This window comes from Dactylosporangium sp. NPDC049742 (assembly GCF_040674675.1).
Classification (GTDB): Bacteria; Actinomycetota; Actinomycetes; order Mycobacteriales; family Micromonosporaceae; genus Dactylosporangium; species Dactylosporangium maewongense.
This window is the reverse complement of record NZ_JBFANF010000030.1, coordinates 85685-105243: the sequence shown is the minus strand read 5'-3', so window position 1 is coordinate 105243 and position 19559 is coordinate 85685. Positions and strand designations below refer to the sequence as shown.

Genomic DNA, 19559 nt, shown 5'->3' with positions numbered 1-19559 from the left:
CGATGGGGCGGGCGACCACCTGTGCAGGATCAGCCGACGTGGACCAGAGGGCGGCGCTCCGGGTCGCGTTCCGCCTCGCGCAGGACCTCGCGGGTGACCGGGGCGATCTCGCCGTCACCGAGGAAGAGGTAGCGCAGCAGGTACACGACCGGGTTGCCCTCGGTCCAGTTGAAGTAGATGTGGGGCAGGTCGCCGGTGTCGTCGCGCAGGTGCAGCAGCAGGGCGGCGATCGCGTTGGCGATGGTGGGACTGTTCATCTTCAGGATGCGGTAGCCGAAGCGTTCCTCGCCGGTCACGTGCAGCGCGGCCTCGAAGTCGGACGGGTCGGCGACGGTCACTTCGAGGAACAGCGGCCAGCAGCGGGCCGGGATGTGGTTGTGCTTGCGTTGCTCGAATTCCTTGTCCCGGTACTCGGCCTCGTCGCGGGCGTCGGGCTCGTTGGCGATGATGCGGATCTCGCCTTCCTCCGCGGCCTCGTCGACGAAGCGCTGCGCGAGCGGGTCGAGACGGACCTCGGTGACCCGCAGCTCGGTGACGCGCAGGATGCGCGACAGCAGCGAGGTGGCCACGATCGCGAGGATGAACAGCGACGCGATCTTGACGCCGTCCGGTCGTTCGATGACGTTGTCCACGGTGGTGTACGCGAAGACGGCCGTGACGACGGTGAACGCGATCGTCGTCTTGCGGTGGCCGCGGCGGCGGGCCGACATGGTCACCGCGACCGCCGCGGAGGTGATCAGGACGAGGACGCCGGTGGCGTAGGCGCCGCCCTGCGCGTTCACATCGGCAGCGAAGATGACGGTGATGAGGAACGCGATCAGGGTGAACACGACGACCAGCGGCCGGACCGCCCGGGTCCACTTCGGTGCCATGCCGTAGCGGGGCAGGTACTGCGGCACCAGGTTCAACAGTCCGGCCATGGCGGAGGCACCGGCGAACCACAGGATGAGCACGGTGCTGACGTCGTACACGGTGCCGAATGCGTTGCCGAGGTACGAGTGGGCCAGATATGCCAGGGCCCGGCCGTACGCCTTGCCGCCCTCCTCGAACTCGGGCTGTGGGATGAGCAGCGTGGTGACGAAGCTGCTGGCGACCAGGAACACGCTCATGATCACGGCGGCGGTCGTCAGGAGCCGGTGTGCGCCGCGGATCCGTCCGCGGGGTTCCGCCGGGTCGTCGCCGGGGTCACCCTTGATCAGTGGCATCACCGCGACGCCGGTCTCGAACCCGGAGAGGCCGAGCGCGAGCTTGGGGAACACGAGCAGGGCGACCAGGGCGATGCCGAAGGCGTCGGGGTGTTCGGTGCTCAGCAGCGCCCGCCAGTCGGCTACCACGTGTGGGTGGGCCGCGACGTGCTGCAGAGCCACCGCGACGACGACGGCGTTCAGCGTCAGGTACACCACGACGATCCCGACCGCGATCCCGATCGCCTCTTTGAAGCCGCGCAGGAACACGGCGCCGAGCAGGGCGATCAGGATCAGTGTCACGATGACCTGCTCGCCGTGCAGGCTCTCCGGCAGGTACGGGTTCTCCAGCACGTGCGCGGTCGCATCGGCGGCCGACAGGGTGATCGTGATGATGAAGTCGGTGGCGGCGAAGCCCAGCAGCGCCAGGACGAACAGCTTGCCCGTCCAGCGGGGCAGGATCCGCTCCAGCATGGCGATGGAGCCCTGCCCGTGCGGGCTTTCCCTGGCCACCCGCCGGTAGACCGGCAGCGCGCCGAGGAGCGTCAGCAGCACCAGGATGAGCGTGGCCAGAGGTGAGACGGCGCCGGCGGCGAGTGCGGCGATGCCCGGCTGGTAGCCCAGGGTGGAGAAGTAGTCCAGGCCGGTCAGGCACATCACCTGCCACCACGGCCGCTGATGCGCGGTGCCCGGTTTCGCGTGCGGGCCGCCGGAGTGCTCGGCGTTGAGATCCTGTAGTAGCCATCCGCGGAGCCGACGCCGGAACATGTGCTGTTGTGCCGGCTGCCCCACGACGATCCCCTTCGCTGCGCACGCTTGCCGGTCCATCCTCACCCGGCGCCGATCGGTTGGCTCACATCGAGGGCGTTAAGAACGCGTCAAGATCCGCATGAGCGGATGTGCGAACCTGAGGGAAGGTGCTCTACCCGGTTGTAGGACACTGCTCGGAACGGGAGGCCGGGTCTCGATCAGGTCGCCCGACGCCGCGGCGCCCGGCCCGCGGCGATGAGGGAGAGTCCCGGATCCAGCAGTTGCCGCCGGTGCCGCGGCGGAGAGGGTGAGCCGTGACCCGGATCCTGATCGTCGACGACGACGAGCCGTTGCTGCTTGCGCTGCGGATCAACTTCACCTCCCGCGGCTACGAGGTGCAGACGGCCACCGACGGCGCCGACGGCCTGGCCGTTGCCGGTCATCACTCGCCGGACCTGGCGATAATCGACCTGGGTCTGCCCGACGTCGACGGCATCCAGGTCGTCGAAGGGCTGCGTGGCTGGAGCCAGGTTCCGATCATCGTGCTGTCGGCGCGGCATTCGGAGGCGGCCAAGGTCGCTGCCCTCGATGCCGGCGCCGACGACTACGTCACCAAACCGTTCGGCGTCAACGAGCTCCTCGCGCGGATCCGGGCCGCGCTGCGGCGCGGAACACCCACCGTCGAGACGGCGGTGATCACCATCGGGGCGTGCACCGTCGACCTGTCCGCGAAGCGGGCGTCCGGCCCGGCCGGGGACGTCCGGATCACCCCGACCGAATGGCACCTGCTGGAGATCCTTGCCCGTCACGCCGGCAAGCTCGTCGAGCACCGGCAGCTGCTGCGTGAGGTGTGGGGACCGCGGTACGAGACGGAGACGAACTACCTGCGTGTGCACTTCGCCAACCTGCGCCGCAAGCTCGAGCAGGACCCTGCCCGGCCGCGGCACCTCATCACCCAGCCGGGGATCGGGTATCGGCTGGACCTTTGACCGGCGGGCTCAGTCGACGTGCACGGACGGTCGTCTGCCCGGATCCGGCTCCGCCTCGTGCAGCAGGTGCCGGGTGAGCAGCACGGTCTGGCCGGAGCCGAGCAGCACGAACCGGACCCACTGCGTGAGCGGATGCCGCTCCGGCCAGCCGAACCGCACACCGGGCGGCAAACCGGTCCGGTCCCGCAGATGGAGCAGCACCGCGGCGACGGCGTCGGCGACGTCCCAGGACTCCGTCCGCAGCACCGTCTGCCCGTCGCGGCGCTGCCCGGTGACGATGAGCACGGCGGCGCGCCCGGCGTCCCGTGGAAGTGCGACCTCGAACACCAGCGGTGACCCGGCATCCGGCGGCGCCGCGACCGGGAGCCCGCCGGGTTCCCGCGCGATGAGGGTCAGCCGGCCGTCGGACGCCGCCTCGTCGACGTAGCACGCCGCCGCCTCGTCGAGCCGGACACCCGGCAGTCGGGGCGCGTGGAGGCGGCACAACCGCGCGCCGACCCAGACGAGCAGCAGCAGGACGAGCGTGCCGCCGGCGACGACGACCTGCACGGCTCAGCCCACCGGCCGCGGCCGGCCGGTGGGCTCCAGCCGCAGCGTGATGGTCGTCCAGCTGCCGAGCAGTGCTGGAGCGGATCCGTGACCTTCCCCGGTCGGCACGTCACGCTCCGCAGTGGTCGGCGTCACGGGACAGCAGGTCGGCGAGCGACTCGCGGCGGACCAGGGTGCGGGCGTGCCCGCCGGCGACGCCGATCAGCGGCGGCCGGCCCACGAGGTGGTAGTTGCAGGCCCGGGAGTGGTGGTAGGCGCCGGTGCCGGCGACCGCGAGGAGATCGCCGGGGTGCACGTCGGCAGGCAGGACCAAGGTGGGCACGACAACGTCGTCGATGTCGTTGTGCCGTCCGACGACGGTCGCCGGTGCCAGGTCGGCGCGGCTGGCGCGGCCGATGAGCGCGGCGGTGTGGGCGCCGCCGCACAACGCCGCGACCGGGCAGTCGGTCATGCCGCCGTCGACGGCGACGACACGACGGCCGTCCTGCCCCCGGATCACCGACATGATGCGGTACAGGGTGAGCCCGGCGCGGGACACGATGGCACGGCCCGGTGACACGGTCAGCGCCGGCTCGGCGATCCGGTGCCGGTCGAGTTCGAGGTGCAGGACCGCGCGGATGCGGCCCGCGAACGCGTCGAGGGCGAAGCCGAGGTCGGCGCCGGAGTAGACGACCGCGTGTCCGCCGCCAAGGTTGACCTGGGTCACGGCGGCGCCGTGGCGGGCGTGCATGGCGGCGCAGAACTCGACGATGCGGCGTACTTCCCGTTCGTACACGCTGAAACGGCTGACCTGATGCCCGACCGAGCAGTCGTACCCGACGAGCCGTAACGATGGCTGACCGGCGATGCGGGCGACCGCGGCCTCGGCCTCGCCGGTGCCGATCCTCGGCCCGAACCGGTTGTCGGAAAGGCCGGCGGGCTCCGGCCCGGCGAGCACCCGCAACAGGACCCGCTGCCCGGCGGGTGCGGTCGCGGCGAGCCGGGTGATCTCCGACAGGGACTCCACGACGATCGTGCCGACCCCGGCGGTGTAGGCGGAGTCGAGGTCCTCCGGGGTTTTCGCGCTGCCGTACAGCACGACCCGGTCCATGGGGAAGCCGGCCGCCTGCGCGACCCGGAGCTCACCGGCGGAACCGACGTACAGGTTCAGCCCCTCGTCGGCGATCCACCGCGCGACACCGACGCTGAGCAGTGCCTTGGCGGTGTAGGCGACCCGCTCGGCGCCGAAGGCGGCGAGGTACTGCCGGCAGCGCAGCCGCACGTCGGTCTCGTCGATGACGTAGGCCGGTGCGCCGTGTGCGGTGGCGAGCCCGGTCAGGCTGACACCGCCGACGACGAGGTCGCCATGGTCGGCCCAGCGCGCGCCGGCCGGCCAGACGTCGCCGTTCAGTGCCGGCGGCAGCGACGCCCGCAGCGACGGGATGATCTCGACCAGGGTCATCGCCCGGCCCTCCGCAGCGAGCGGTGGCGGCGGGTCGCGGACTGCGGAGCCTGGAACGTGACGGCGGTCCCGGCCGGGTGCCACGGCAGCCGCGGGCAGTGCAGGTCCGGCGCCGGGGCCAGGTCCGCCTGCCGGACGACGAGGTGGGTTGTCGTGCTGACCGCGCCGCCCTCGGTCCGCATGCGGGTGAGCAGCCGGTCGAGGGCGACCAGGTCGGGGCAGTGCACCTGGACGGCGAGGTCGACGTCGCCGATGACGTGCCAGGCGGCGACGACGCCGTCGGTGCCGCTGAGGAACCGCTCGAACGGGACCGGGGTCGGGTCGGCGAGCCGGACGAACACCAACGCTTGCAGAAGTTCGTGCGTGGTCATGCCGTCCACGCTGGCAGTGCAGGTCAGGTGCGCCAAGGCCTCCATATGCAATCCCTACGCGCCTTGACGTTTCCCGGACGCCCATCCGCGCGGGGGACGGTCAGGGCTGGAAGCGGTACCCCATACCCGGTTCGGTGAGCAGATGCCGGGGCCGGGCGGGGTCGTCCTCGAGTTTGCGGCGCAGCTCGGCGACGAACTGGCGCAGGTAGTGGACCTCGTTGACGTAGGTGGGTCCCCACACGTGCTGGAGCAGTTCGCGATGGCCGATGAGCCGGCCGGGATTGCGGGCGAGCCGTTCCAGCAACCGCCATTCGGTGCGGGTCAGGTGCTGGCGTTCGCCGTCGTCGCGGCGGGCGTCGAGGTCGGTCAGGTCGACGGTGTACGGGCCGATGCGGACCTGGGCCGGTTCGTCGGCGGTGCCGTGGCGGCGGGTGATGGCGCGGAGCCGGGCGAGGAGCTCGCCGATGTCGAACGGTTTGGTGACGTAGTCGTCGGCGCCGGCGTCGAGGGCGTCGATCTTGTCGGTGCTGCTGCGGCGGCCGGACAGCACGATGACGGGCACCGGCGTCCACGCGCGCAGGGCCCGGATGACCTGGACGCCGTCGACGTCGGGCAGGCCCAGGTCGAGCACGACGACGTCGGGGTGTTCCGCCTCGACGGCGGCGATCGCCTGGGTACCGTCGGCGGCGGAGACGACGTCGTAGTGGCGCGCCTGCAGGTTGATCCGTAGGGCGCGCAGGATCTGTGGCTCGTCGTCGACGATGAGAACGCGGGTCATCCGGTGCCTTCCGCTGTGCTGTGGTCGTGGTGAAGCTCGTCGAGCCGTTGCGGCAGGGCCGGGTCGGCGTGCTCGTCGGAGGACGGTGGGCGGCGGTGCGCGCTTGCTGCCACGTCGCGGCCGACGTCCGGCCGCATCCGAAGTGAAACCCCGGCTGCCTGCCGTGCCCAGGTGCGTTGATGAAATCCACACGCCCATCACCCGGACCTTGACGCCTTCTTAACGCCGCCGCCCGGCTCGGCATCCGGTTCTGATGGAGACGAGCATCGAATGTGCCCTGAACGCTTGACCCTGACGCTGGGTCAACCCTCCATACTCCCGTCATGAACACCCACGTTCCGGAACCCGCGATTCACGTGCAGGGTTTGGAGAAGTCGTTCAAGGAGCTCCGCGTGCTGCGTGGGGTGGACCTCGACGTGGCGAAGGGCAGCATCTTCGCCCTGCTCGGCTCGAACGGCGCCGGCAAGACCACGGTCGTGAAGATCCTGTCCACGCTCCTCAAGGCAGACGCGGGCACGGCCACGGTCAACGGCTTCGACGTCGTCACCCAGGCCGGCGACGTCCGCGAGTCGATCAGCCTCACCGGCCAGTTCGCGGCCGTCGACGAGATCCTCAGCGGCCGGGAGAACCTCGTCCTGGTCGCGAAGCTCAGGCACCTCAAGGACCCTCGCGCGATCGCGGACGACCTGCTGCGCCGCTTCTCGCTCACCGACGCCGGCGGCCGCAGGGCCGGGACCTACTCCGGAGGCATGCGCCGCCGCCTCGACATCGCGATGAGCCTCATCGGCAGCCCGCCGGTCATCTTCCTCGACGAGCCGACCACCGGACTCGACCCCGAGGCGCGCATCGAGGTGTGGCAGGCCGTCAAGGCCCTCGCCGCGGGCGGCACGACCGTGCTGCTCACGACCCAGTACCTCAACGAGGCCGAGCAGCTCGCCGATCGGATCGCGATCCTCCACGAGGGCAGGATCATCGTCAACGGCACCCTCGAGGAGCTCAAGAAGCTCCTGCCGCCCGCCAAGGTCGAGTACGTCGAGAAGCAGCCCAGCCTGGAGGACGTCTTCCTCACCCTCACCGGAGGACAACGATGAGCAAGCACTTCGTCGGCGACACCGCGGTCCTGCTGGGCCGGTCGCTGCGGCACATCCTGCGCAGCCCGGACACCATCATCACGACGCTGGCGATGCCGATCGCGTTCATGCTGCTGTTCGTGTACGTCTTCGGCGGCGCCATCCAGACCGGCACCGGCTCGTACGTGAACTACCTGCTGCCCGGCATCCTGCTCATCACGATCGCCTCGGGCATCTCCTACACGGCGTACCGGCTGTTCCTGGACATGCAGGGCGGCATCTTCGAACGGTTCCAGTCGATGCCCATCGCGCGGTCCTCCGTGCTGTGGGCGCACGTGCTGACCTCGCTCGTCGCCAATCTGATCTCGGTCGTGGTCGTCGTCCTCGTCGCCCTGCTCATGGGCTTCCGCTCCGGCGCGGGCGTCCTGGGGTGGCTCGCGGTCCTCGGCATCCTGGTCCTGTTCACGCTGGCGCTGACCTGGATCGCCGTCATTCCCGGCCTCACCGCGAGCTCCATCGAGGGCGCGAGCGCGTTCTCCTACCCGCTCATCTTCCTGCCGTTCATCAGCTCGGCCTTCGTGCCCACCGAGACCATGCCCGGCCCGGTCCGGGCATTCGCCGAGCACCAGCCCGTGACGTCCATCGTCGACGCGATCCGCGACCTCTACACCCAGCAGCCGGTGGGCACCGACATCTGGATCGCCCTCGGCTGGTGCGTCGCCATTCTCGTCGTCGCCTACATCTTCGCCAACATGTCCTACCGGCGCAGGATCTCCTGAGCCGGTCATGCTGACGATCAGCCAACTGGCGGCGTACGCCGGCGTCACGGTGCGGGCCGTGCGGCACTACCACCAGATCGGACTCCTGCCCGAGCCGGCCCGGGACGCCTCGGGCTACCGGCAGTACGGCGCCACCGCCGTCGTCGCCCTCATCAAGATCCGCACCCTCGCCGACGCCGGCGTGCCCCTCGCACAGATCGGTCAGCTGCTCGAGGCCGACGCGCCGGCGTTCGCCGAGGCAGTCCGGAGGATCGACGGCAACCTGCGCCACGAGATCGAACGCCTCAAGAGCAGCCGCAAGCAGATCGCGCGACTCACCGCCGGCGACAGTCTTGCGCTGCCACCGGAGGTCGCCGCCTACCTCCAGCGGCTCCGGGAGATGGGCGTTTCGCCGCGGCTGGTGCAGACCGAACGGGACGCCTGGATCCTGATGGCGGCCCGCTGGCCCGACCGCGTCCGCGAATGGATGCCCGCGAAGATCGCGCAGCTCGCCGACCCACGCGTCGTGCGGCTCTACCACCTCGCGTCGGAGCTCCTGGACAGCGACGCCGTCGAGGACCCGCGCCTGCACGAGGTCGCGGACATTCTGGCCGACCTGGCCGAGCAGGGGTATGCCGCCCACGAGATCCTCGACGAGGAGGCCGCCGACGACCTACCGTTCGACCTGCTGGACGCGCTCGCTCTCGAGTCCGAACCGCGCGTGCAACTGCTGCTGGACCTGATGCGGGAGCGTGGCTGGGCTCGCTGGACCCGGCTGGAACGCCTGGCGGCGCCGGACTCTTGACGCGGCGGCCCGCCGCCCACGGCTCCGGCTCGGACCCTTCACGGCCGGGACCGGCTGCGACACCCCACCAGCCTCGACGCCGCGGTGCCCGGGAAGCGCGGAGCGCACCGCATCGCCATCACTGCCCTTCACCAGGTCGGCGACCGGATGACGCCGGCCGCCACCCCGATCACAGCGCGTGCCGAGCGGCGGGACCAGTGCTCTTGACGAAACCAATACGCGCTCGTCCACGGCGGCCGCCGCTCGGCCTGGTTGTTCGAAGAGAGGGGGATGCATGGGACACCACGGAGGAGCACGCGGTGAACGTCAGCGGTCACCGCGCTACAGCACGACCCGGGGGTAGAGGTGTGCCGCCACCGCGACGAGGACCAGGAGCGTCCCGGTCAGCACGGCGAAGTCCAGCGGCAGCCCGAAGGCGCTGGTGCCGCCCTGCAGCATGAGGGTGCGCAGGATGTCCGTCTGGTACGTGAGCGGGTTGGCCTTGGCCAGCCACTGCAGCGCGGTGGGCATGATGGCGATGGGGTAGATGGCGTTGGACGCGAAGAACAGCGGCATGGTGAGGATCTGCCCGATGCCCATGAACCGTTCGCGGGTCTTGACCAGGCAGGCGATGATGAGCGAGAAGGTGGCGAACACCGCCGCGCCCAGGATCAGCGCGACGACGACACCGGCCAGCGGCGCCAGGGCGACCGCCAGGTTCACGCCCAGCGCGGCCGCGATCAGGTAGACGATGGCGGCCTGGGCGAGAGCCCGTACCCCGGCCGAGAGCGCCTTGCCGAGCACGAGTGATGCCCGGGAGGCGGGGCTGACCAGGAACTTGTTCAGCACCCCGAGGTCGCGTTCCCAGATCACGGCGATGCCGTAGAAGATCGCGACGAACAGGGTGCTCTGGGCCAGGATCCCGGGTGCCAGGAAGTCGAGGTACGGCAGGTCCCCGGTCGGGATCGCCCGGGCGTGGGCGATCACCTTGCCGAACACGAGCAGCCACAGCACCGGCTGGACCGCTCGGGTCAGCAGCTCGACCGGATCGTGGCGCAGCTTGCGGATCTCGACGTCGACGATCGTGGCGGTGTCCTGAGCGAACAGCAGCGGCACGGCCAGGCGCCGCATCACCGCCTGTGCCGGGTACGGGAACTGGCGTTCAGCCGAGGCGCCGTGCGGTGCGCCGGGTACGTTGGACATCGCGGAGCGCTCCTTCCTCCGTCTCCTCGGTCGCCGCGCTGTACGCGACGAAGACGTCATCCAGGTTCGCGTGCGGGCCCAGCCGGGCCTTCAGGTCCTCAGGGGTCCCGTGGACGACCACCGTGCCGCGGTGCATGATCGCCACCTGGCCGCACAGCGCGTCTGCCTCCTCCATGTCGTGCGTGGTGAGGAACAGGGTCGTGCCTTCCTGCGCGATCAGGTTGCGCAGTTGCTCCCAGATGCCGTGACGGGCGACCGGGTCGAGCCCGATCGTGGGTTCGTCCAGAAACAGCACCGCTGGACGGTGCAGCATCGACTGGACGATCTCGAGCCTGCGGATCATCCCGCCGGAGAAGTCGCGGACCAGCTTGTGCGCCGCGTCCTGCAGCCCCACCGACACCAGCGCCGCATCGATGCGCGTCCGCCGCTGCGCCCGGGGAATGTGGTACAGGCGGGCGAAGACCAGCAGATTCTCCAACGCGGTCAGGGCACCGTCCGCGGAGAGCAGCTGCGGCACGTAGCCCACCGCGCGGCGTACCCGCGCCGGCTGGGTGCCGATGTCGAAGCCGGCGATCCTGGCCGTGCCCTCGGTCGGGGCCAGCAGCGTGGTCAACATCTTGATCGTCGTGGTCTTGCCGGCGCCGTTGCGTCCCAGCAGGCCGAACACCATGCCCTGCGGCACCAGCAGATCAAGATGATCGACCGCGAGCAGATCGCCGAACCGCCGGGTCAGGCCCCGGGTTTCCACCGCGAGATCCGGGTGACACCCCACCATCCCAGCATACGAAGCGTTCACCGGCCTCATCCTTGCGCCGTCTCAGCGGAGCAGCAGGGGTGCCACCACGATCGCGAGGAAGTCCAGCAGGAAGTGCATCACCATCGGCGCCACCAGACTGTGCCGCCAGACGTAGACGGCGGCGAGGGCCAGGCCGGTCGCACCGACAGTCAGGACTCCCGCGCTGCCTTCGTATCCGTGCCCGACGGAGAAGATCACCGTGGACAGCAGCACCGCCGACGTACGGCTGCGGAGGACACCGGCGATCCGCAGGATCAGGTACCCGCGGAAGACCGTCTCCTCGGCGACGGCGACCACCGCGACCAGCGCCACGGCGAGGAGCAGCTGTCCGACCCCGGGCGCGGGCTGCAGGCTCGCGCTGGACGGCCGCGGCCCGGACAGGCCCGCGCCCCGAAGGACGGCGTCCAGCACCTGCGCCCCGACCAGGACGGGCACCGTCAGGGCGACCCCCCAGGCGACCTCCCGCCAGGCGGTACGGCCGGTCCAGCCGATGACCGCGACCGGTTGCCGGGCACGGGCCAGCAGCAGCAGGATCAACGCGACGAGACCCGCGTCGCGCGCGATCGTCGCGCTGGCCAGCAGGGTGAACGGCACGGCGGCCTGCCCGGCCGCGAAGTACGACAGCACCAGCGGCGGCACGAGCAGCAGCAGGAACACGCCCAACTCCGCCAGTTCCTGCCGGCGGGACAGGGTGCCGGCGAAGGCCCGATCGTCCATCGGCGCTCCACCTACTTCGCGCTACCTCGTGCTACCTCCCACACAGCCGGACACGCACCCCGGCAACGGCACCGGGCCCGGGCCACCCCGGAAGGTGGCCCCACGCCGGCTCGGCGGTGGCGCTACATGCCGGATGGCGCTGGTGTCGCGCCTGGCGACGGCTGCATGCCGGTGTGCTCGTGCAGCCGGATGATCCGGGCGGTGTACTTCTCGCTGGTGCCGGTGCCGGTGCCGGTGCCGCTGGTCGTGCCGGCGATGGTGATGTTCGTGCCGGTGGTCAGGGCGCCGGGCTGCAGGGTGTGCCGATGCTCGACGACCCGCAGGTTGTCGCCCATGGTCCACGTCCTGGTCCACCCGTCGGCCGACTTCACGGTGACCGCCGACGCCGAGACGGCGGTGAGCGTGCCGTTCTGCATGGCCACGTTCACCTGTCCCTGTTTGGTCTGGACGACACCCTCGCCGTGCTCGACGTTCCTGAGCATGCCCGCGTGCCGGTGACCCTGCGCGCAGGCCGTCGACTCCGGGCTCGGCGCCACGGTCTCCGTGCCGCCGCCCGGAGCCGCCGGACTGGGTTGGGCACCCGCCACCGCCGGCACGCCCACCGCGCCGACTCCGGCGAGCACAGCAGAGCTGAGTGCGAGTCCGATTCGATGGAGTTTCATGGCCCCTCCTCACTTGGACCAGAACTGTCGATACCACCGCCGGACCGGCGACAAACCCGCTCCCGGCAGGTCACAGGCAACTCCCAGCCGCGTCGGTACGCCGCCCAGCTGGGAGACGTACGCTGGAGGCGGTTACCGCTGGGCGAAGAGGCAGGCGGTGCACGACGCTCAGCCCCCTCAGCCGGGAACGGATCGCGCTCGCGGCGGCGATCTTCGGGCCGTTGGCCGTCGCCGGAGTCCTGATTCCCTTCCGCACCGCGATCTCCGGCGCGAACCTGGCGCTGGTCCTGGTGGTGGCTGTCGTCGCGGTGGCCGCCATCGGCAGCCGCCTGGCTGGTGCGGTCGCGGCCTTGTCCGCCACGGTGTGGTTCGACTACTTCCTGACCGAGCCGTACGAGCGGTTCGCCATCGCCGCGAACACCGACGTCCTCACGGCGGTCCTCCTGCTCGCCGTCGGCCTGGCGGTGTCGCAGCTGGCCGCGCGGGCCAACCGCCTGCACCTCATCACTGTCACCGACGCCGACCAGCTGTCCTGGATCCACCGGACGACGCAGCTGGTCCAGTCCGGCGCCGCCCCCAACCAGGTCGTCAACCAGGTCCGCCCCGAGCTGGTCGACCTGTTGCACCTGCGCGGATGCCGATTCGAGCAGGGACGCCTGCTCGGCCGTCCACCGCGGCTCGAACCCGACGGCAGCATCACGCCGAAACCCGTTCACTGGTCGTCGCAGGCGGCCGAGCTACCGGATGAGGACGTCGAACTCAGGGTCTGCGCGGACGGCGTCTACTACGGGCGGTTCATGCTCACCCCCACCCCTGGCCACGCCGTGCCGCTCCAGTCCCGGCTTGTCGCGGTCACGCTCGCCGACCAGGTCGCCGAGGCATTCGACGCCGTACATGCCACCAGGCCCGACCGCCGAACCTGACCGGCTGTGCGATGTTCGGGCCGGAGACGCCGACGGTGCCGTCACCGGCGGCCTTGGCCTGACTGATCGCGCTGGCAACCCCGTCGTGGACGAACGCGACCAGCCGGACACCGGCCAGGTCGACGCTCAGCCGCGGCCTGGGGGTCGGCGAGGATGCCGTCGCGGACGTGGGCGTAGGTGGAGCGCCACAGCTGGGCGGCGTCGGGTGAGACGGGTTCGTAGCCGGTGAAGCGCAGCGGCCGCTGGATGCGGGCGGGGGGCGGTGTAGACGCTGGCCAGCACGTGCCCGGCGGCTGCCATGTCGGTCGCCGCGAAGACCTCACCCATGACCGGCTTTCCTGTCAGGTCCGCACGGTGTGGTGTGGCAGGGCGAGACGCCGAACCGCTCACGGCACGCGGCGGCGAACTGGGCCGGGTCCACCCATCCCAGCGGCCGGCGACCGCTTGCACGCTGTTGAGCCCATTGTCGCATCCATGGCAGCCAGCCCGACACTGCCTGACCCGGCGTGTCCGTCATGAGCTGGTGGTCTGAGGCCGTCGAGAGACGGCCCGTTGCCACTGACGAACAGGAAGAGGGCCGGGGTCAGGCGGCCAGCTGGCGGGAGATGGCGCGGGCGACGGCCTGGACGGCCGGGATGTAGGACGACGTCGCGAAGCCTGGGCTGGGGGCGACGACCGACACCGCCGCGACGACGCCGGACGGTCCGCGGACGGGGGCGGCGACGGTGCTCATCGGCCACGGGGAGCTCTGGCGGGCGTACGCGTAGCCGCCGCGGCGGATCTCGGCAAGGGCGCGGCGCAGGTCGGCGGGGGTGTGGATGTCGTCGCCGCCGTCGTCGGGCAGAAAGGCGGCGATCGTGTCCTCCTGTACCTGCGGCGGCGCCTCGGCGAGCAGGACGAGGCCCACGCCGGTCGAGGTGAGGGGCAGGCGGCCGCCGATGCGGTACCGGACGGGGCTGGCGTCGCGGGCGGACAGCCGCTCCACGAGCAGCGCCTCGCCCTCGTCGCGGACGGCGAGCAGCACGTGCTGGCGGGTCACGTGGAACAGGTCCTCCAGGTAGGGCATGGCGACGGCGCGCAGCCCGTGCCCGCGCGGTGCCAGCGACGCGATCTCCAGCAGGCGCAGGCCCACGACGAAGCGGCCGTCGGTGAGCCGCTCCAGCGCCCCGACGTCGACCAGGGTGCGGGCCAGGCGCAGCGCGCTGCTGCGCGGGAGGCCGCTGCGCCGGGCGAGGTCGGCGAGCGGCAGGGAGCGGTGGTCGGCGTCGAACGCGCCGAGCAGCGCGAACGCCCGCTCGATCACCGCGTCACCAGGCCTGGCGGCCGGTGCCGCGGTCGGTGTTCCACTCACCGGCACGGCCAGTTCCGCTGGACGGGTCACCGACCTACTGTCGCACACGGCTCCGGCGAACGCGAAACCCCGCGAAACCCCGCGAAACCTCCGGACGCCGAACCGGACAGCGGAACGAGGACTTTCCAGATGGCACCCACCGGTCTGATCGACTTCCACGCCCACTTCGTGACCGGCGACTACGTCGCCGCCGCCCGCGCCGCCGGGATCGAGCACCCCGACGGGATGCCCGGCTGGCCGTCCTGGAGCGCGGAGGCGCACCTGGAGCTCATGGACCGCGGCGGCATCGGCAGGTCGTACCTGTCGATCTCCTCGCCGGGCGTCCACTTCGGCCACGACACCGCCGCGCGTGCCCTCGCCCGGGACGTCAACGAGTTCGGCGCGGCGGTGCGGTCGCGGCGGCCGGAGCGCTTCGGGCACTTCGCGACGCTCCCGCTGCCGGACGTCGACGGGGCCCGGGCCGAGGCCGCGTACGCGCTGGACACACTCGGCGCCGACGGCATCGTCGTGGAGAGCAACCACCACGGCATGTACCTGGGCGACGGCCGGCTCGAGCCGCTGTGGCAGGACCTCGACCGGCGCGGCGCGCTCGTCTTCGTGCACCCCACCTCGCCGCCGCACGCGGAGTCGGTCGCGCTGGGCCGCCCGCGGCCGATGCTGGAGTTCCTGTTCGACACCGCCAGGACCGCCGCCGATCTCGTCTTCAGCGGCGTACTGGTGCGGCATCCGCGGATCCGGTGGCTGCTGACGCACGGCGGCGGGGTGCTGCCGCTGCTCGCCGACCGCATGGACATGTTCCGCGCGGCGTTCCCGATGGGGGCCGCACCCGACGCGCCCACCGTGACGAGTCAGCTGCGGCGGCTCTGGTACGACATGGCCGGCACCCCGTTCCCGCGGCAGATCCCCGCCCTCGACGCGGCGTTCGGCACCGCGCGGCTCGTCTACGGCAGCGACTACTGCTGGACACCCGCCGCCGCGGCCCTCGCCCAGATCGCCGCCGTCGACGCCGCACCGCCACCGTCGGACACGGCCACCTGGCGCGACCTGACCACGCGCAACGCGCACGAGCTGACCGGCGGCGCGCGGTGACCGCGCCGCTGCTGCTGCGCCGCGGCACCGTCGTCGACACCCGCGACGGCTCGCTGCGGCCGGGCACCGACGTGCTCGCCGAGGGCGGCGTCATCACCGCGGTCGGCGAGGACCTCGAGGCGCCCCGCGGCGCCACCGTGGTGGACGTCTCCGGCCGGTACCTGGTCCCCGGCTACAACGACATGCACGCCCACCCGCTGGGCCACGGCGACCCCGCCCCGACCCTGGAGCTGATGCTCGCGCACGGCATCACGGGCTTCCGCCAGATGCACGGCGACCTCGGTCTCCTGCGCGCCCGGGCCGCCGGCGACCTGCGCCTGCCCGCCGCGTCGCCGGCGCTGCTGGCGATGCCGGGGCCGCTGCTGACGATGCTCAACACCGGCACCGCCGAGCAGGCCGTCGCGACCGTCCGCGAGCAGGTCGCCGCCGGCGCCGACTTCGTGAAGTCCGCCGCCATGTCGAAGGAGCGCTTCTTCGACGCGCAGGTCGAGGCGCTGCGGCTCGGCGTGCCGATCGTCGGGCACCTGCCCGCCGGGATCGACGTGCTGCGCGCCTCCAGCATCGGTATGAAGTCCGTCGAACACTTCGGGTCCGGCCTCGGCGTCCTCGCCTGCTGCTCCACCGACGAGCCCGCCCTGCGCGAAGCCTCCGGCGCCCGCTCGCGGCTGCGGCTGCCGCCGGCCTGGCTGCCGTTCATGGACCGGGTCGTCGCGGCGGTCATGCGGCGAGTCGTGCTCAACCCGGTGCTGCTCAACAAGGCCGAGGACGTCGAGATCCTGGACCGTGCCGTGCGGACCTTCGACGAGCACCACGCGCACGACCTCGCCGCGCGCTTCGCCGCCGACGGGACCTGGCACGTGCCGACCCTCATCCGGCAGAAGACCAGCAAGCTCTGCGACGACCCGTCGTTCGCCGCCGACGAGGACCTGCGGTACATGGCGGCGGCGACCCGCAGGACGTGGGACCGCGTCGCCGCGCGCTTCGGCAGGTTCACCCCGGCGCAGCGGGCGACCCTCGCCGCCTCGCACCGCTACGAGTACCGCATGGCCCGCATCTTCGAGGAGGCCGGCGTGCGGATGCTGGTCGGCACCGACTCCTCGGGCGCGGTCTGGGTCGTGCCGGGCGCGGCGTTGCACGACGAGATCGACCTGCTCGCCGAGGCCGGCATCGCGCCGCTGCGCCTGCTGCAGATGCTGACGCTGGACGCGGCGTCGTTCCTCGGTACGACGGCGACGATGGGCACCGTCGAGCCGGGGCGCGATGCCGACCTCGTGCTCCTGGACGCGAACCCGGTCACCGACGCCGCGCACCTGCACCGCGTCACCGGAGTCGTGCGGGCCGGCACGCACCTGTCCGCGGCGCACCTGGCCGCGGCGAAGGACCGCCTCGCCGGGACGGTGGTCACGTGAGCGACGTCGCCGCGGCCGGTCAGGTGGTGCTCCTGGAGCGGCAGGCCCGCGACCGCGGCTGGTGGGACCAGATGCGCGCCTGCTACTGGCCGGACTCGACGGTCGCCCTCAGCTGGTACACCGGAGACGGCCCGGGCTTCGTCGACGCCTCCCGGGCCATGGCCGCCGCCGGCAACGCCAGCGTGCACCGCCACGTCCCGCCGGAGGAGCTCGCGCCGTTCCGGGCGCCGTACGCCCTCCTCGGCTGGCTCCTCGCCGGCCGCGGCTACCCCGTCGGCGCCGACCTCCTCGGCGACGACCAGCCCGACCGCACCGCCGCCTTCTACGCCGACACCCTGCGCTGGCTGTCCGGCTGACCGGCGGCGGGTCAGCGGTCGGCGGCGGTGAGCGTCTGCTGGCGGGCGAGGAGGGCGGACACGCTCTCCGCGGTCATCGGGCGGGCGAGGTGGTAGCCCTGGCCGACGGTGTAGCCGAGCTCGCGGAGCACCGCGGCCTGCTCGGCGCTCTCGATGCCCTCGGCGACCGTGTCGAGGCCGAGGGTGTCGGCGAGCTGTACGACGGCGCGGGCGACCGCCTGGCGGGCGTTGACGGCGGCGGGCTGGCCGTCGTCGATCTCGACGCCGTCGACGAAGGACTTGTCGAGCTTGACGATCGCGGCGGGGAACGCGCGCAGCAGGCTCAGCGACGACTCGCCCGTGCCGAAGTCGTCCAGCGCCAGGCGGATGCCCATGCGGTCGAGGTCGTACAGCGTCCGCGACACCTGCTGCCCGCGCAGCACCGCGGACTCCGTCACCTCGAGGACGAGCCGCTCGCAGGGCAGGCCGCTGTCGGCGAGGGCGGCGGTGACGTCGGCGACGAAGTCGGGGTCGTGCAGCTGCCGCGCGGAGACGTTGGCGGCGGCCCGCAGCGGCGCGTCCGGCCCGAACTCGGCCAGCCACTTCGCCGCCTGCCGGCAGGTCTCGCGCAGCACGAACCGGCCGAGCGGGACGATCAGCCCGGTCCGCTCCGCCGCCGGGATGAACTCGGCGGGGCTGATGACGCCCCGGGTCGGGTGGTGCCAGCGGACGAGGGCCTCGACGCCGACGAGCCGGCGGTCGTCGAGGCGCAGGATCGGCTGGTACAGCACCCGCAGCTCGCCGCCGTCGAGGGCCCGCCGCAGCTCGCCGCCGAGCTGCATGTGCGCGAGGACGGGCTCGCCCATGCCGTCGACGTAGCGCACGAAGCCGGCCTTGCCGCGTTGTTTCGCGGTGTACATGGCGACGTCGGCGTCGCGCAGCACCGCGTCGACGGTGGCGCCGGGTCGCACGGCGGCGATGCCGATGCTGGCCTGCACCAGCAGCCGGTGTTCGCTGATCGGCTGGTCGAGCGCGGCCAGGATCCGGGCGGCGAGGTCCTCCGGGTCGGCGCCGGGACCGGTGAGCAGCACCGCGAACTCGTCGCCGCCGACGCGCACCGGCAGGCCGGCGGTGCCGGCCTCGGCCTGCAGCAGCTGCGCGACGGAGACCAGCAGCCGGTCGCCGACGCCGTGGCCGAGCAGGTCGTTGACGGCCTTGAAGTCGTCGAGGTCGACCAGCAGCACCCACGCCGGGTCGGGCGAGGTCAGCGCCGTCGCGATCCGGCCCCGGAAGAGCGCCCGGTTAGCGAGGCCGCTCAGGGCGTCGTGGCTCACCTCGTACCGCAGGCGCTCCTCCTGGTCGCGCATGTCGGCGAGCAGCCGCGTGTTGTCCTGGAACGTGAGGTACTGCCGGGCCGTGACCAGCGCCGTCACCAGCACGGCGGCGATCACGACGACGCGGCCGGGCCACTCCAGCGGCGCGCCGAACGCCATCGCGACCAGCGGCAGGTCGACCGCGACCACGGCCAGGTACGGCAGCCACTTGCCGCTGCGGGCGCTGTCGCGGCGCAGCCCCAGGTTGGCCCGCCACTGCGCCGCGACGCTCAGCGTGGCCAGCACCGGCGTCAGCGGCATCACGACCGCCTGCGCGGGCACGGCGGCGATGAGCCCGAACCGCACGGCGAGCACCGCGACGATGCCGGCGGTGACGCCGCCGCTGGCCGCGATGAGCCGGATCGCGGTCCGGTCGACGGGGCCGCCGGCGACGTAGGACACCTTCGTCGCGGCGCCGACCGCGGCCACGAACGCCAGCCCGACCAGCACCATCGCCTGCCGGCTCCACGGCTCGCGGGCCGACAGCATGGGGGCCAGCCCCGCGTACCAGAGGACCGCCGCGCAGCCGAGGAACCCGATCGTGCGGTCCAGCAGCATCCGCCACCACTCGACGCCGCCGGTCGGCATCACCGGCACCCGGGCCACCGCCCACAGCGCGGCCAGGAACCCGATCCCGACGCTCACGGCCGCGAGGACCGGCATCGTGCGCGTGTGGGCCTCGTCGGCGTGCGTGAGCATGTCCAGCGCCAGCCACGCGTACCCGATGGTGATCAGCGCCATGGCGCCCCGCAGCCCGCGCCAGAACCGCCGGGCGACGGGGTCGAGGGCGCCGCCGAGCAGCATGTGGTGCACCGACGCGGTGGCCAGGACCCCACCGACCGGCACGAAGACGTAGGCGAACGCCTCGGAGTCGACCCAGCCGGCCAGGAACGCGGCCCACCAGACGGTCCCGAGCAACAGGACGGCCACGGCCGCCTGCACGTACCGCCACGCGGCCACCCCGGCCTCGGGACCCGCCGACCGAAGCGCCTCCCGCGTCACGGGCACGAGACTATCCTGCCGGTTA

General features: G+C 72.1%; 19 protein-coding genes. 8 read left to right on the top strand and 11 right to left on the bottom strand.

Annotated features, from left to right (window positions below; translation table 11 throughout):
• Positions 1 to 29 precede the first annotated feature (29 nt).
• Positions 30 to 1976, bottom strand: a complete 1947-nt coding sequence (locus AB0J72_RS31785) for an amino acid permease (protein ID WP_363404995.1) — start codon at positions 1974 to 1976, stop codon at positions 30 to 32.
• Positions 1977 to 2248: 272 nt separating this feature from the next.
• Here AB0J72_RS31785 and AB0J72_RS31780 point away from each other — a divergent pair, with 272 nt between their 5' ends.
• Entirely contained in the window at positions 2249 to 2923 is a 675-nt protein-coding gene (locus tag AB0J72_RS31780) for a response regulator (protein ID WP_363404993.1), read from the top strand.
• A 9-nt stretch (positions 2924 to 2932) separates the two neighbouring features.
• On the opposite strand, the gene AB0J72_RS31775 is transcribed toward AB0J72_RS31780, so the two are convergent.
• The 4 genes from AB0J72_RS31775 to AB0J72_RS31760 form a co-directional block, all read right to left on the bottom strand.
• The gene (locus AB0J72_RS31775; protein ID WP_363404991.1) at positions 2933 to 3472 is read right to left on the bottom strand and encodes a hypothetical protein; all 540 of its coding nucleotides are present in this window, start codon (positions 3470 to 3472) and stop codon (positions 2933 to 2935) included.
• A 109-nt stretch (positions 3473 to 3581) separates the two neighbouring features.
• Positions 3582 to 4913 (bottom strand): diaminopimelate decarboxylase, encoded by a 1332-nt coding sequence (locus AB0J72_RS31770; protein ID WP_363404989.1) that lies wholly within the window; start codon positions 4911 to 4913, stop codon positions 3582 to 3584.
• Positions 4910 to 5284: an Lrp/AsnC ligand binding domain-containing protein gene (locus AB0J72_RS31765; protein WP_363404987.1), complete on the bottom strand. Its 375-nt coding sequence runs from the start codon at positions 5282 to 5284 to the stop codon at positions 4910 to 4912. Before AB0J72_RS31765 ends, AB0J72_RS31770 begins: the two co-directional genes overlap by 4 nt.
• Positions 5285 to 5384: 100 nt before the next feature.
• The gene (locus tag AB0J72_RS31760; RefSeq protein ID WP_363404985.1) at positions 5385 to 6062 is read right to left on the bottom strand and encodes a response regulator; all 678 of its coding nucleotides are present in this window, start codon (positions 6060 to 6062) and stop codon (positions 5385 to 5387) included.
• Positions 6063 to 6385: 323 nt separating this feature from the next.
• On the opposite strand from AB0J72_RS31760, the gene AB0J72_RS31755 reads away from it, so the two are divergent.
• Genes AB0J72_RS31755 through AB0J72_RS31745 form a run of 3 tightly spaced genes read left to right on the top strand, consistent with a single transcriptional unit; the run spans position 6386 to position 8695 of the window.
• Entirely contained in the window at positions 6386 to 7153 is a 768-nt protein-coding gene (locus AB0J72_RS31755) for an ATP-binding cassette domain-containing protein (RefSeq protein WP_363404983.1), read from the top strand.
• Positions 7150 to 7911: an ABC transporter permease gene (locus tag AB0J72_RS31750; protein ID WP_363404981.1), complete on the top strand. Its 762-nt coding sequence runs from the start codon at positions 7150 to 7152 to the stop codon at positions 7909 to 7911. The genes AB0J72_RS31755 and AB0J72_RS31750 overlap by 4 nt, the downstream gene beginning before the upstream one ends.
• A gap of 7 nt (positions 7912 to 7918) precedes the next feature.
• Positions 7919 to 8695 carry a MerR family transcriptional regulator gene (locus AB0J72_RS31745; RefSeq protein ID WP_363404979.1) on the top strand — a complete coding sequence of 259 codons (777 nt, stop codon included), beginning with the start codon at positions 7919 to 7921 and terminating at the stop codon, positions 8693 to 8695.
• A 321-nt stretch (positions 8696 to 9016) separates the two neighbouring features.
• Here the strand turns inward: AB0J72_RS31745 and AB0J72_RS31740 are convergent, their stop codons facing one another.
• From AB0J72_RS31740 to AB0J72_RS31725, 4 genes are all read right to left on the bottom strand, one after another.
• Positions 9017 to 9877: an ABC transporter permease gene (locus tag AB0J72_RS31740; protein WP_363404977.1), complete on the bottom strand. Its 861-nt coding sequence runs from the start codon at positions 9875 to 9877 to the stop codon at positions 9017 to 9019.
• Positions 9837 to 10682 (bottom strand): ATP-binding cassette domain-containing protein, encoded by an 846-nt coding sequence (locus AB0J72_RS31735; RefSeq protein WP_363404975.1) that lies wholly within the window; start codon positions 10680 to 10682, stop codon positions 9837 to 9839. The genes AB0J72_RS31740 and AB0J72_RS31735 overlap by 41 nt, the downstream gene beginning before the upstream one ends.
• A 12-nt stretch (positions 10683 to 10694) precedes the next feature.
• Positions 10695 to 11390 carry a CPBP family intramembrane glutamic endopeptidase gene (locus tag AB0J72_RS31730; RefSeq protein ID WP_363404973.1) on the bottom strand — a complete coding sequence of 232 codons (696 nt, stop codon included), beginning with the start codon at positions 11388 to 11390 and terminating at the stop codon, positions 10695 to 10697.
• 122 nt (positions 11391 to 11512) lie between these two features.
• Positions 11513 to 12052, bottom strand: coding sequence for a hypothetical protein (locus tag AB0J72_RS31725; protein WP_363404971.1), 540 nt, complete (start codon positions 12050 to 12052; stop codon positions 11513 to 11515).
• On the opposite strand from AB0J72_RS31725, the gene AB0J72_RS31720 reads away from it, so the two are divergent.
• Positions 12025 to 12975 carry a DUF4118 domain-containing protein gene (locus tag AB0J72_RS31720; RefSeq protein WP_363404969.1) on the top strand — a complete coding sequence of 317 codons (951 nt, stop codon included), beginning with the start codon at positions 12025 to 12027 and terminating at the stop codon, positions 12973 to 12975. The genes AB0J72_RS31725 and AB0J72_RS31720 overlap by 28 nt on opposite strands.
• A 583-nt stretch (positions 12976 to 13558) precedes the next feature.
• Here the strand turns inward: AB0J72_RS31720 and AB0J72_RS31715 are convergent.
• On the bottom strand, positions 13559 to 14356 hold the full coding sequence (locus AB0J72_RS31715; RefSeq protein WP_363404967.1) for an IclR family transcriptional regulator: 798 nt from the start codon (positions 14354 to 14356) through the stop codon (positions 13559 to 13561).
• 99 nt (positions 14357 to 14455) lie between these two features.
• On the opposite strand from AB0J72_RS31715, the gene AB0J72_RS31710 reads away from it, so the two are divergent.
• The 3 genes from AB0J72_RS31710 to AB0J72_RS31700 are packed head-to-tail and all read left to right on the top strand — an operon-like array spanning position 14456 to position 17180.
• On the top strand, positions 14456 to 15415 hold the full coding sequence (locus tag AB0J72_RS31710) for an amidohydrolase family protein (RefSeq protein WP_363404965.1): 960 nt from the start codon (positions 14456 to 14458) through the stop codon (positions 15413 to 15415).
• Positions 15412 to 16824: an amidohydrolase family protein gene (locus AB0J72_RS31705; RefSeq protein WP_363404963.1), complete on the top strand. Its 1413-nt coding sequence runs from the start codon at positions 15412 to 15414 to the stop codon at positions 16822 to 16824. The genes AB0J72_RS31710 and AB0J72_RS31705 overlap by 4 nt, the downstream gene beginning before the upstream one ends.
• Positions 16821 to 17180 carry a hypothetical protein gene (locus tag AB0J72_RS31700; protein WP_363404961.1) on the top strand — a complete coding sequence of 120 codons (360 nt, stop codon included), beginning with the start codon at positions 16821 to 16823 and terminating at the stop codon, positions 17178 to 17180. The genes AB0J72_RS31705 and AB0J72_RS31700 overlap by 4 nt, the downstream gene beginning before the upstream one ends.
• An 11-nt stretch (positions 17181 to 17191) precedes the next feature.
• Here the strand turns inward: AB0J72_RS31700 and AB0J72_RS31695 are convergent, their stop codons facing one another.
• A complete protein-coding gene (locus AB0J72_RS31695) occupies positions 17192 to 19540 on the bottom strand; it encodes an EAL domain-containing protein (RefSeq protein WP_363404959.1) in 2349 nt (782 codons plus the stop codon).
• Positions 19541 to 19559 lie beyond the last annotated feature (19 nt).

Bases quoted from the DNA above. Each gene is read 5' to 3' on its own strand.
- AB0J72_RS31770 (WP_363404989.1), bottom strand. From the start codon at position 4,913: ATGACCCTGGTCGAGATCATCCCGTCGCTGCGGGCGTCGCTGCCGCCG.
- AB0J72_RS31765 (WP_363404987.1), bottom strand. From the start codon at position 5,284: ATGACCACGCACGAACTTCTGCAAGCGTTGGTGTTCGTCCGGCTCGCC.
- AB0J72_RS31760 (WP_363404985.1), bottom strand. From the start codon at position 6,062: ATGACCCGCGTTCTCATCGTCGACGACGAGCCACAGATCCTGCGCGCC.
- AB0J72_RS31755 (WP_363404983.1), top strand. From the start codon at position 6,386: ATGAACACCCACGTTCCGGAACCCGCGATTCACGTGCAGGGTTTGGAG.
- AB0J72_RS31750 (WP_363404981.1), top strand. From the start codon at position 7,150: ATGAGCAAGCACTTCGTCGGCGACACCGCGGTCCTGCTGGGCCGGTCG.
- AB0J72_RS31745 (WP_363404979.1), top strand. From the start codon at position 7,919: ATGCTGACGATCAGCCAACTGGCGGCGTACGCCGGCGTCACGGTGCGG.
- AB0J72_RS31740 (WP_363404977.1), bottom strand. From the start codon at position 9,877: ATGTCCAACGTACCCGGCGCACCGCACGGCGCCTCGGCTGAACGCCAG.
- AB0J72_RS31735 (WP_363404975.1), bottom strand. From the start codon at position 10,682: ATGAGGCCGGTGAACGCTTCGTATGCTGGGATGGTGGGGTGTCACCCG.
- AB0J72_RS31730 (WP_363404973.1), bottom strand. From the start codon at position 11,390: ATGGACGATCGGGCCTTCGCCGGCACCCTGTCCCGCCGGCAGGAACTG.
- AB0J72_RS31725 (WP_363404971.1), bottom strand. From the start codon at position 12,052: ATGAAACTCCATCGAATCGGACTCGCACTCAGCTCTGCTGTGCTCGCC.
- AB0J72_RS31710 (WP_363404965.1), top strand. From the start codon at position 14,456: ATGGCACCCACCGGTCTGATCGACTTCCACGCCCACTTCGTGACCGGC.